Below are 11901 nucleotides of genomic sequence, written 5' to 3' on the forward strand. Positions count from 1 at the left end.
CTAGTCTTCCTTGGAACGGGAGGAAACGGCCTTGGCGATCAGGGCGTTCATGTCCGCCGCGCGCTCGGTGGTGCGGTCGAACTGGAAATGGAGCGTCGGCACGGTGTGGATGTGCAGGCGCTTGAACAGGTGGTTGCGCAGGAACCCGGCCGCCTGGTTCAGGGCGTCCTCGGTCTCCTGCGGGTCGCCCACCAGGATGCTGAAGAACACCTTGGCGTGCGCGTAGTCGGGCGTGACTTCCACCGCGTTGATCGTGACCATCCCCACCCGCGGATCCTTCAGTTCGCGCGCGACCAGCTCCGTCAGGTCCCTCTGGATCTGGTCGGCGACGCGGAACCCGCGGTTGGGGGTGGACGACTTCTTCTTCACAGCGTCCGGGCGATTTCCTTGACTTCGAAGAATTCGAGCTGGTCGCCTTCCTTGATGTCGTTGTAGTTCTTCAGCTTGATGCCGCACTCGAAGCCTTCCTTGACCTCGCGCACGTCGTCCTTCATCCGCTTGAGCGACTCGAGTTCGCCCGTGTAGATGACGACGTTGTTGCGCAGCAGGCGGAAGTGCGCGTTGCGGGTGACCATGCCGGAGGTGACCATGCAGCCGGCCACCGTGCCGATCTTGGACGCCACGAAGACGGTGCGGATCTCGGCGGAGCCGATGACCTCTTCCTTCTTCTCGGGCGCCAGCATGCCGGACATCGCCGCCTTCAGTTCATCCACGGCGTCGTAGATGATGTTGTAGTAGCGCAGCTCCACGCCATTGCCCTCGGCCAGCTTGCGCGCGCCGGCGTCGGCGCGCACGTTGAAGCCGATGATCAGCGCCTTGGAGGCGATCGCCAGGTTGACGTCCGACTCGCTGATGCCGCCGACCGCCGCGTAGACCATCTGCACCTTCACTTCGTCGGTGGACAGCTTCAGCAGCGACTGCGCCAGCGCTTCCTGCGAGCCCTGCACGTCGGCCTTCACGATGATCGGCAGGGTCTTCACCTCGCCGGCCGTCATGTCGGAGAACATGTTCTCCAGCTTGGCGGCCTGCTGCTTGGCCAGCTTCGTGTTGCGGAACTTGCCGGCGCGGTAGGTCGCGATCTCGCGCGCCCGGCGCTCGTCGGACAGCACCATGAACTCGTCGCCGGCCTGCGGCACGTCCGAAAGGCCCTGGATCTCCACCGGGATGGACGGGCCCGCCGACTTGATGGTCTTGCCGTTCTCGTCCAGCATGGCGCGCACGCGGCCGTAGGTCTGGCCGGCCAGCACCACGTCGCCGGTCTTGAGCGTGCCGGACTGCACCAGCACCGTCGCGACCGGGCCGCGGCCCTTGTCCAGCTGTGCCTCGATCACCAGGCCCTTGGCCATGGCGTCCACCGGCGCCTTCAGTTCCAGCACCTCGGCCTGCAGCAGCACCTGCTCCAGCAGTTCGTCGATGCCCTGGCCCGTCTTGGCGGACACCGGCACGAACGGCGATTCGCCGCCGTACTCTTCCGGCACGACTTCCTCGGCCACCAGTTCCTGCTTCACGCGGTCCGGGTTGGCATCGGGCTTGTCGATCTTGTTGATCGCCACGACGATGGGGACGCCGGCCGCCTTCGCGTGCTTCACGGCTTCCTTCGTCTGCGGCATGACGCCGTCGTCGGCCGCCACCACCAGGATCACGATGTCCGTCGCCTGCGCGCCGCGGGCGCGCATGGCGGTGAACGCCTCGTGGCCCGGGGTGTCCAGGAAGGAGATCACGCCGCGCGGGGTCTCCACGTGGTACGCGCCGATGTGCTGCGTGATGCCGCCGGCCTCGCCCGCCGCCACCTTGGCGCGGCGGATGTAGTCCAGCAGCGAGGTCTTGCCGTGGTCGACGTGGCCCATGACCGTGACGACCGGGGCGCGCGGGAGCGCCTCGGCGTTCTGGTTGGACACCTCTTCCTCGGTGAAGGCCTCCGGATCGTCCAGGGCGGCCGTGACCGCCTTGTGGCCCATTTCCTCGACCACGATCATGGCCGTGTCCTGGTCCAGCGACTGGTTGATCGTGACCAGCTGGCCCATCTTCATGAGGGCCTTGATCACTTCCGAGGCCTTGATGGCCATCTTGTGCGCCAGCTCGGCGACCGTGATGGTTTCCGGCACGTGCACTTCGATCACGCGCTGTTCCACCGGCGCGGACTGCACGTGGTCGTCGCGGTCGCGGTGGTCCCGGCGGCCGCCGCGCGGCCCGCCGCGCCAGCTGTTGCGGCCGACGCCGCCGGAGGTGTCGCCGCGGGTCTTGATTTCCTTCTTCTTGGCCGGATCGTTCGCCCAGCTGGAGGACAGCTTGGCGGACTTCACTTCCTTGCCGGCGCCCGGGCCGGCGGGAGCGGCCGTGCCGGGCGCGCCCGGGCGGCCCGGCTGCGCCGGCGGCTTGTGCAGCGTGCCCTTGGTGGGCTTGCCGGGTTCCGGCGCCTTGGCGGCGGGCTTCTCCGGCGCCTTGGCGACCAGCACCTTCTTGGGCGCGCTCATCATCGAGCGGATGGCCGCGGCCTCCGCCTCGGCCTTGCGCCGGCGTTCCTGCAGGTCGCGGGCGCGGGCGGCTTCCTCGTCGGCACGCGCCTTGGATTCGGCGGCGGCCTTCTCGCGGGCTTCCTGCGCCGCCTTCTCGCGGGCCTCGGCCTGCGCCTTCGCGACGGCCTGCGCCGCCTCGTCGGCGGCGGCCTTCGCCGCGGTGGCGCCGGCCTGCGCGGCGGAATACGCTTCCGCGCGCTCCGCGGCCTCGCGCTCCTTGCGTTCGGCGGCAGCGCGGGCTTCTTCCTCGGCGCGCTGGCGCGCCTCGGCTTCCTCGCGCTCGCGGCGCTTGGCGGCCAGTTCTTCCTCCTGGCGGCGGATCAGCTCCGCCTGGCGGCGCGCCTCTTCCTCGCGGCGGGCGAGTTCGGCCTCGTCCGGGCCGGAGGGCTGCGGCGGCTGCGCCGTCTCGGGCGCTTCGACCACGGCGGTGTCGGCGCCTTCGTCGCGCTTGATGAAGGTGCGCTTCTTGCGCACTTCCACCTGGATCGTGCGCGCCTTGCCGGTGGCGTCGGCCTGCTTGATCTCGCTGGTGGACTTCTTCACCAGGGTGATCTTCTTGCGCTCGGGCGTGGCGGTGCCGTGGCTCGCCTGGAGGTAGCCCAGCAGCTTCTGCTTGTCGGCATCGGTCAGCGAGTCCGTCGGGGCGGACTTCGTCACGCCGGCGCTCTTCAGCTGCTCCAGCAGGGTTTCGGTCGATTTCTTGAGTTCGTTCGCGAACTCGGCGACGGTGGTACTAGACATGTGTTCTCAGTTCCTCCCATCACTCATGGGCGGCCGCAGCCGCAGCGCCGGTGAACCAGTGTTCGCGCGCCTTCATGATCAGGGTCTTGGCCTCTTCCGCGGACTGGCCAGTGATGTCCGTGAGCTCGTCGACCGCCAGGTCGGCCAGGTCGTCCCGGGTGTGCACGCCGTTCTCGGCGAGCTTGGCGATCAGGGGCGGGCTCAGCCCCTCGAGGTCGCGCAGGTCCTGCGAGACCTCCTCGACGCTCTCCTCGCGCGCGATCTCCATCGTCAGCAGCGCGTCCTTGGCGCGGGTGCGCAGCTCGTTGACCGTGTCCTCGTCGAAGGACTCGATCTCCAGCATCTCCTGCAGCGGCACGTACGCCACTTCCTCCAGGCTGGTGAAGCCCTCGGAGATCAGGATGTCGGCGATCTCCTCGTCGACGTCCAGGCGCTCCATGAACAGCGCGCGGATCGCGGACTGCTCCTCGGCCTGCTTCTGGGCCGACTCGTTGGCGTCCATGATGTTGATCTTCCAGCCCGTGAGCTCGCTCGCGAGGCGCACGTTCTGGCCGCCGCGGCCGATGGCGATGGCGAGGTTCTCCTCGTCGACCACCACGTCCATGGCGTGCTTCTCCTCGTCGACGACGATGGAGGTCACGTTGGCCGGCGCCAGCGCGCCGATCACGAACTGCGCCGGGTCCTCCGACCACAGCACGATGTCCACGCGCTCGCCGGCGAGCTCGTTGGTGACGGCGTTGACGCGCGAGCCGCGCACGCCCACGCAGGTGCCGATCGGGTCGACGCGCTTGTCGTGGGAGATCACGGCGATCTTGGCGCGGCTGCCCGGGTCGCGGGCACAGCTCTTGATCTCCAGCAGGCCCTGCTCGATCTCGGGCACTTCCTGGCGGAACAGCTCGATCATGAACTCGGGGGCGGCGCGCGACAGGATGATGGGGGCGCCGCGCAGCGTCAGGTCCACTTCCATGATCATGGCGCGGACGCGGTCGCCGTTGCGCAGGTTCTCCTTGGGGATCATCTCGCTGCGTCGCAGGCGGCCTTCGACGCGGCCGCTCTCGACGATGATGTCGCCCTTGTCCATGCGCTTGACGGTGCCCACGAAGATCTTGTCGCCGCGCGACATGAAGTCGTTCAGCAGCATCTCGCGCTCGGCGTCGCGGATCTTCTGCAGGATCACCTGCTTGGCGGCCATGGCGCCGATGCGGCCGATCGGCAGCGACTCGACGCCTTCCTCGATGTACTCGCCTTCCTCCACGTCCGGCACCCGCTCGCGGGCGTCCATCAGCAGCTCCTCGGCGTCGGGGTTCTGCAGGCCGGCGTTGTCCGGCACCACCAGCCAGCGGCGGAAGGTCTCGTAGTCGCCGCTGTCGCGGTCGATCGCCACGCGAATGTCCACCTCGCCCTGGTACAGCTTCTTGGTGGCCTGCGCCAGCGCGGCTTCCACGGCGCCGAAGACCACGTCGCGCTCGACGTTCTTCTCGCGCGAGATGGCGTCCACCAGCATCAACAGTTCGCGATTCATTTTTCCTGCTCCTGAACCCCGGCGCGCTTGCGCCCCTTGAAATCTACGATCGGCGCGAGACGAGCATCCTTGATCTCGTCCAGCGTGAACCCCAGGACCTGCACCGGCGCAGGTTCCTTCCTCTTCCTCGACACCTTCTGCCCCGGCGCCGGCGGCGGCTCGTCGCTCCAGCTCAGCTGCCAGCCCGGACCCTCGGCAGCCCGCTCCAGCGTGCCGCGGAACTTGCGGCGGTTGGCGGCCACCTGGCCCGCGGCGGCCGCGCCCATCGGCGCCTTCAGCGTGATGTCCACCACCTCGCCGGCGAAGCGCTCGAAGTCGCGCTCGTTGCGCAACGGCCGGTCGATGCCGGGCGACGACACCTCCAGGCGCTTGTAGTCGACCTGTTCCACCTCCAGCGTGTACTGCAGCTGGCGGGTGACCCGCTCGCAGTCCTCCACGTTGACCGCCTTCTCTTCCCCCGGCTGCCAGGGGAAGTCGATCGTCGCGCGCAGCGTGCCGCCGGCGGAGCGCTCCAGCTCCACCAGCTCGTAGCCGAGGCCGGCGACGGTTTGGGCGACGATGTCGAGCAGTGCCAAGTTGGTGAATGGACCGAGCAAAAAAAACGGGCGGTTGGTACCCGCCCGTTTGGTCGTGAAGCCAGTATTGTAGCCCGCAAAGCCTTGACTCGCAAGGCTCCAGGGGGTATTCGCGCACCGGTTCAGCCAGCCGCCGCGACCAGTGCCTGGGTGTACGGGTTGCGCGGGCGCGCCAGCACCTCGTCGACCGTCCCGGACTCCAGGATCTCGCCTTCCTTCATGACCAGCACCTCGTGCGCCATGGCGCGGATGACGTCCACGTCGTGGGTGATCAGGAGGTAGCTGAGGCCCCTCTCACGTTGCAGCCGCTGGAGCAATTTCAAGACCTGCTGCTGGATGGTCACGTCCAGCGCGCTGGTCGGCTCGTCCAGCACCAGCACCTGGGGCTGGACGATCAGGGCGCGGGCGATGGCCAGGCGTTGCCGCTGCCCGCCCGAGAACTCGTGCGGATAGCGGCCCAGCAGGCCCGGGAACTGTTCGTCGGCCAGCCCGACTTCCTGCAGGGCCTGGATGACGCGCTCGCGCCGCTGGGGCAGCGGCAGCGCCGGCTCGTGCACCAGCAGGCCTTCGCCCACGATCTCTTCCACCGTCATGCGCGGCGACAGCGAGGAGAACGGGTCCTGGAACACGACCTGGACGAGGCGGCGCATGGCGCGGTTCTGGCCGGCATCGGGGCCCCAGCGGCGCTTCACGACGTCGAGGTCGCCCTCGTGCGGGATCAGGCCGAGGGCCGCCAGGGCCAGGGTCGACTTGCCCGAGCCGGACTCGCCGACCACGCCGACGGTCCGGCCGGGTGCGACCTGGAAATCCGCGCCCTGGACAGCGACGAACGCGCCCTTGCGGAACCAGCCCTTGAAGCCGGCGAGGGGCACCGGGTACTTCACGCGCAGGCCGCGGGCCTGCATCACCGGCTCGCCCGCGGCCGGGCCTTCGACGACCTCGCGCTGCGGCCGGCTGTGGATCAGCTTGCGGGTGTACGCGTGCCGCGGTGCGCGGAACACCGACTCCACGGTGCCCTGCTCCACCAGGTGGCCGTTCTCCATCACGGCGACGCGGTCGGCGAAGCGCCGCACCAGGTTCAGGTCGTGCGTGATCAGCAGGATGGCCATGCCGGCGGCGCGCTGCAGGTCGGACAGCAGTTCCAGGATCTGCTGGCGCAGGGTGACGTCCAGCGCGGTGGTCGGCTCGTCGGCCAGCAGCAGGCGCGGCTTGCAGGCCAGGGCCATGGCGATCATGGCCCGCTGCCGCTGCCCGCCCGAGAGCTGGTGCGGGAACGCGCCGGCGCGCCGCTGGGGCTCCGGGATGCCGGTCGCCGCCAGCGCCTCGATCGCCGCCTGCCAGGCCTGGCGGGCACTCAGGCCTTCGTGGAGCTGCAGCACCTCGGCGATCTGCTCGCCGACCGGGAACAGCGGGTTCAGCGCCGTCATCGGCTCCTGGAAGATCATGGCGATGTCGCTGCCGCGGATGCCGCGCAGCGTGCGCTCGGGGGCCGTGAGCAGGTCGATGGGCGCGGCGCCGGGCTCGCGGCCCTGGAAGCGCGCCGCGCCGGAGAGCTCCGCGTTCTGCACCAGGCGCAGCAGCGACAGCGCCGTGACCGTCTTGCCCGAACCGGATTCGCCGACCAGCGCCAGCTTCTCGCCGGGAGCGATGGAGAAATCGACGCCGTGCACGACCTCCTTGCCGCCGAAGGAGACGCGCAGGTCGGTGACGTCCAGGAGGGTCATGCGCTTGCGCCCTCACCCCGGCCCTCTCCCGCGGGCGGGAGAGGGAGCACAACGTAAGTCATGCGTCGGCCTTTCGTGGATCCAGGGCGTCGCGCAGGGCGTCGCCCATGAAGGTCAGCAGCAGAAGCGTGACCACCAGCACGGCGAAGGTGGAGAGGGAGATCCACCAGGCGTCGATGTTGTTCTTGCCCTGGGACAGCAGTTCGCCCAGCGAGGGCGTGCCCGGCGGCACGCCCAGCCCGAGGAAGTCCAGGGAGGTCAGGGCCAGGATCGCCGCGCTCATGCGGAAGGGCAGGAAGGTCACGACCGGGGTCATGCTGTTCGGCAGGATGTGCTTCCACATGATGCGGCCATTGCCCACCCCCAGCGCCCGCGCGGCGCGCACGTAGTCCATCTGGCGATTGCGCAGGAACTCGGCGCGCACGTAGTCGGCCAGCGACATCCAGCCGAACAGGCTCAGCAGCACCAGCAGCAGGGCGACGCTGGGGGCCAGCACGGCGCTGAAGATGATCAGCAGGTACAGCTCGGGCATGGAGCTCCAGATCTCGATGAAGCGCTGCATCGCGAGGTCCGTCTTGCCGGCGAAGTAGCCCTGCACGGCCCCCGCGAGGATGCCCAGGACCGTGCCGATGGCCATCAAGGCCAGTCCGAACAGCACGCTCACGCGGAAGCCGTAGATCAGCTGCGCCAGCAGGTCGCGCCCGCGGTCGTCGGTCCCCAGCCAGTTGTCCGCGGAGGGCGGCGCCGGGCTGGGCGATTTGGCGAAGTAGTTGATCGTCTTGTGGCCGTAGGGGTTGGGCGCGTAGATGGCCCAGTTGCCATGGGTGGTGATGCGCTCGCGGATGAAGGGGTCCAGGTAGTCGGCGGGCGTGGGGAAGTCGCCACCGAAGGTCTTCTCCGGATAGTCCTGGAACACGGGGAAGTAGAACTGGCCTTCGTAGCGAACCAGCAGCGGCCGGTCGTTGGAGAGCACCTCCGCGAGCAGGCTCAGCACCACCATCACGCAGAACAGCACCAGGCTGACGTAGCCCAGGCGGTTGCGGCGGAAGCGCAGCCAGGCTCGGCGCCCCGGGGAGAGGCTGCCGCGACCCGCCAGCGGCTTCGGCGGCGGTTCGTCCGGGCGCAGCGGCGCGCCTTCCAGGGGCGCGGCGACCTCAATCGAACTTGACACGCGGGTCCACCCAGACGTAGCTCAGGTCGCTGATCAGCTTGGTGACCAGCCCGATCAGCGTGAACAGGTAGAGCGTGCCCAGCACCACCGGATAGTCGCGGCGGATCACGCTCTCGTAGCTCAGCAGGCCCAGGCCGTCGAGCGAGAACAGCGTCTCGATCAGCAGCGAGCCCGTGAAGAAGGCGCCCACGAAGGCGGCGGGAAAGCCGGTGACGATGGGGATCAGCGCGTTGCGGAACACGTGCTTCCACAGCACCTGCCGGTCGCCCAGGCCCTTGGCCCGCGCCGTCAGGACGTACTGCTTGCGGATCTCCTCCAGGAAGGAGTTCTTGGTCAGCATGGCCGTCACGGCGAAGCTGCCCAGCACCAGCGCCGTGACCGGCAGCGTGATGTGCCAGAAGTAGTCGACGATGCGCGCCGGCCAGCTCAGGTCCTCCCAGTTCGCCGAGGTCAGGCCGCGCAGCGGGAACCATTGCAGCTGCCCGCCGAAGATCACCAGCAGGGCCACGCCCAGCACGAAGCCCGGGATGGCATAGCCGACCAGCACGATCAGCGTGGTCACGAAGTCGAAGCGCGTGCCGGCCCGGACCGCCTTGGCCACGCCCAGGGGGACGGCGACGCCATAACTGATCAGGAAGGTCCACAGCCCGAGGCTGATGGACACGGGCAGCTTCTCCACGATCAGTTCCCACACGTCCTTGTTCTGGAAGAAGCTCCGGCCCAGGTCGAAGCGGGCGAACTGCCCGAGCATCTGCAGCAGCCGCTCGTGCGCCGGCTTGTCGAAGCCGTAGAGCGCCTTGATCTCCTCCAGCCGCTTGGGATCCACGCCCAGGTTGCCGCGGTAGGAGGAGCCGCCCGACTCGAAGCTGCCGCGGCCCGCCGCCGCCTTGGCTTCGGACAGGTACTGCTCCACCGGCCCGCCGGGGACGAACTGGATGACCACGAAGGTGACCAGCAGGACCCCGAGCAGCGTCGGGATCATCAGCAGCAGGCGCTTGAGGATGTACGCGAACATGGCCTAGCGGGGGTCTCCCTGGTTGCCCTTGGCCCACCAGTAGAACATCACCCACTCCTCGGCGGGGGCGTACGGCGGCATCGGCTCCTTGAAGGCGAGCCGCCACGCGTTGTACGCCATGCGGTGGGCCGACAGGCTCCACTGCGGCACGAGGTAGTGGCTGTGCATGATGACGCGGTCGAGCGCCCGGCAGGCCGGGAGCAGCTCCGCCTTGCTCCTGGCGCCGGCCGCGGCGGCCACCAGGGCGTCCACCGCCGGGTTCTTCACGCCCATGAAGTTGCCCGAGGCCTCGGTGTCGGCCGCCTTGCTGCCGAAGATGTCGGCCAGCTGCTGCCCCGGGTTGAAGGTGCCGGGAAAGTTGATCGTGGTGATGTCGAACTCGAACTTGTCCAGCCGCTGCTGGTACAGGGCGAAGTCCACCGAGACGAAGCGCAGCTCGATCCCCAGCTTCTCCAGGTTGCGCTGCCAGGGGGCGATCGTGCGGATGCCGCCTTCGCGGCTGTCCAGGTACTCCAGCACCATCGGCTCGCCCTTGGCGTTGCGCAGCGCCCCGTCGCGGTATTCCCAGCCCGCCTGCTTCAGCAGGGCCTGGGCCTTGCGCAGGTTGTCCCGCAGCGAATGGCCCGGGCCCTCGGTGGTCGGCGGCGTGTACATGGGGCCGAACACGGCATCCGGGATCTTGCCGCGCCAGGGCGTGAGCAGCGCGAGCTCCTCCGGCGACGGCGTCCCGGTGGCCGCGCAGTCGGTGTTGCCGAACAGGTCCTTCACGCGCGGATAGCCGTTGTAGAACATCTGCCGGTTCATCCACTCGTAGTCCAGCGCGAGGTCCAGTGCCTCGCGCACCCGGGGGTCGGACAGCTGCGGCCGGCGCGTGTTGAGCACGTAGCTCTGGAAGCCGGCGGGCTGCCGGTGCTCGAAGGCGCGCTTGACCAGTTCGCCGGTCTTGAACTTGCGGCCGTTCACCCGCCGGGCCCAGTCGCCGGCGGAGTAGAAGGTCATCATGTCGAACTCGCCGGCCTTGAGCGCCTCCAGCCGCGCCGTGTTGTCCTTGTAGATCTTCACGGTGATGCTGTCGAAATTGGCGCTGCCGCGGCGCACCGGCAGGTCGCGCGCCCAGTAGCCGGGGTCGCGCACGTAGGTGATGTCCTTGCCGAAGCGCACCGGGCCGATCTTGTAGGGCCCGCTGCCGATGGGCGTGTCCATCACCACCTCGTCGAAGCGCTTGCCCTTGCCCCACTCGCGGCTGAACACCGGCAGGCCGCCCACCGTCAGCGGCAGTTCACGGTTCGGCTTGGTGAAGCGGAAGCGCACCGTCCGGTCGTCCAGGACGTCGCAGCCGGCCACGTCGGCCAGCAGCGTCTTGTAGCCGGGCGAGACGTAGGGACCGATCAGCGTGTCGTAGCTGTACTTCACGTCCTGCGCCAGGACGGGCTTGCCGTCGTGGAAGCGCGCCTCCTTGCGCAGGCGGAAGGTGACGCTCAACCGGTCGGGGGCGACGCTCACGTCCTCGGCCAGCAGGCCATAGCCGGAGGCGGTCTCGTCCATGGAACCCGTCAATAGCGAGTCGAACATCAGGGTCGCCAGGTAGGCCGGCGGCGCGCCCTTGATGGTGAACGGGTTGTACTTGTCGAAGGTGGAGTAGCGCTGGTTGCTCACCAGGCGCAGCTCGCCCCCCTTGGGCGCGGCCGGGTTGGCGTAGTCGAAGGCCGTGAAGCCGGCGGGGTACTTGAGGTCGTCCCACAACGCATAGCCATGGGCGGCCCAGGCAGCCGGCGCGGCCAGGACCCAGGCCAGCAGTAGCGGCAGAGCTCGCATGCGACAATTCTGCCGAGAAATTTTCAGTGGGAGCGCCATGGGATTCCTGACCGGGAAGAAATTGTTGATCACGGGCGTGTTGTCCAACCGCTCGATCGCCTACGGCATCGCGCGGGCTTGCCACCAGCAGGGCGCGGAGCTGGCTTTCAGCTATGTCGGTGACCGGTTCAAGGATCGGATCACCGAATTCGCCGCCGAGTTCAACTCGAACCTGGTGTTCGACTGCGACGTGGGCGACGACGCGCAGATCGAAAAGCTGTTCCGGGACCTCTCGGCCACCTGGCCGAAGTTCGACGGCTTCGTCCACAGCATCGGCTTCGCGCCGCGCGAGGCGATCGCCGGCGACTTCCTGGAAGGCCTCTCGCGCGAAGCCTTCAAGGTGGCCCACGACATCAGCGCCTACAGCTTCCCGGCGATGGCCAAGGCGGCCCTGCCCTACCTGAATGAGAAGTCGGCGCTGCTGACGCTCTCGTACCTGGGCGCGGTGCGGGTCGTCCCGAACTACAACACCATGGGGCTGGCCAAGGCGTCGCTGGAAGCCTCGGTGCGCTACCTGGCGGGCGCGGTGGGCCCCAAGGGCATCCGCGTGAACGGCATCAGCGCCGGCCCGATCAAGACGCTGGCGGCCAGCGGCATCAAGGACTTCGGCAAGCTGCTGAACATCGTGGCGAGCGCCGCGCCCCTGCGCCGCAACGTGACGATCGAGGACGTCGGCAACGTCGCCGCCTTCCTGCTCTCCGACCTGGCTTCGGGAGTGACGGCGGAGATCACCTACGTGGACGGCGGGTTCAGCCAGACGGCGATCGCGGTGGAGGAATAAGC

General features: G+C 68.6%; 9 protein-coding genes. 1 reads left to right on the forward strand and 8 read right to left on the reverse strand.

Features of this window, described 5'->3' with window-relative positions; translation table 11 throughout:
* The 8 genes from rbfA to ACY0MJ_RS05025 all read right to left on the reverse strand — a co-directional run bounded on the left by rbfA (window position 1) and on the right by ACY0MJ_RS05025 (window position 11079).
* Window positions 1-369, reverse strand: coding sequence for a 30S ribosome-binding factor RbfA (gene rbfA / locus ACY0MJ_RS04990; RefSeq protein WP_462637217.1), 369 nt, complete (start codon window positions 367-369; stop codon window positions 1-3).
* Entirely contained in the window at window positions 366-3257 is a 2892-nt protein-coding gene (infB, locus tag ACY0MJ_RS04995; protein ID WP_462637218.1) for a translation initiation factor IF-2, read from the reverse strand. The genes rbfA and infB overlap by 4 nt, the downstream gene beginning before the upstream one ends.
* Before the next feature lie 19 nt (window positions 3258-3276).
* Window positions 3277-4779, reverse strand: coding sequence for a transcription termination factor NusA (gene nusA, locus ACY0MJ_RS05000; protein ID WP_462637219.1), 1503 nt, complete (start codon window positions 4777-4779; stop codon window positions 3277-3279).
* Window positions 4776-5354, reverse strand: a complete 579-nt coding sequence (gene rimP / locus ACY0MJ_RS05005; protein ID WP_462637220.1) for a ribosome maturation factor RimP — start codon at window positions 5352-5354, stop codon at window positions 4776-4778. Before rimP ends, nusA begins: the two co-directional genes overlap by 4 nt.
* 122 nt (window positions 5355-5476) lie before the next feature.
* Window positions 5477-7078: an ABC transporter ATP-binding protein gene (locus ACY0MJ_RS05010; protein ID WP_462637221.1), complete on the reverse strand. Its 1602-nt coding sequence runs from the start codon at window positions 7076-7078 to the stop codon at window positions 5477-5479.
* 58 nt (window positions 7079-7136) lie between these two features.
* Window positions 7137-8204, reverse strand: coding sequence for an ABC transporter permease (locus ACY0MJ_RS05015; RefSeq protein ID WP_462637469.1), 1068 nt, complete (start codon window positions 8202-8204; stop codon window positions 7137-7139).
* A gap of 28 nt (window positions 8205-8232) precedes the next feature.
* Entirely contained in the window at window positions 8233-9264 is a 1032-nt protein-coding gene (locus ACY0MJ_RS05020) for a microcin C ABC transporter permease YejB (protein ID WP_462637222.1), read from the reverse strand.
* Between the two features lie 3 nt (window positions 9265-9267).
* The gene (locus ACY0MJ_RS05025; protein ID WP_462637223.1) at window positions 9268-11079 is read right to left on the reverse strand and encodes an extracellular solute-binding protein; all 1812 of its coding nucleotides are present in this window, start codon (window positions 11077-11079) and stop codon (window positions 9268-9270) included.
* 37 nt (window positions 11080-11116) lie between these two features.
* On the opposite strand from ACY0MJ_RS05025, the gene fabI reads away from it, so the two are divergent.
* Complete coding sequence (gene fabI, locus ACY0MJ_RS05030; RefSeq protein ID WP_462637224.1) at window positions 11117-11899, forward strand: enoyl-ACP reductase FabI; 783 nt, start codon at window positions 11117-11119, stop codon at window positions 11897-11899.
* Window positions 11900-11901 lie beyond the last annotated feature (2 nt).

The sequence above is a fragment of the Ramlibacter sp. bp-362 genome (assembly GCF_054956735.1).

Coding starts and splice junctions, on each gene's coding strand:
- infB (WP_462637218.1), bottom strand. CDS start 3,257: ATGTCTAGTACCACCGTCGCCGAGTTCGCGAACGAACTCAAGAAATCG.
- nusA (WP_462637219.1), bottom strand. CDS start 4,779: ATGAATCGCGAACTGTTGATGCTGGTGGACGCCATCTCGCGCGAGAAG.
- ACY0MJ_RS05010 (WP_462637221.1), bottom strand. CDS start 7,078: ATGACCCTCCTGGACGTCACCGACCTGCGCGTCTCCTTCGGCGGCAAG.
- ACY0MJ_RS05020 (WP_462637222.1), bottom strand. CDS start 9,264: ATGTTCGCGTACATCCTCAAGCGCCTGCTGCTGATGATCCCGACGCTG.
- ACY0MJ_RS05025 (WP_462637223.1), bottom strand. CDS start 11,079: ATGCGAGCTCTGCCGCTACTGCTGGCCTGGGTCCTGGCCGCGCCGGCT.
- fabI (WP_462637224.1), top strand. CDS start 11,117: ATGGGATTCCTGACCGGGAAGAAATTGTTGATCACGGGCGTGTTGTCC.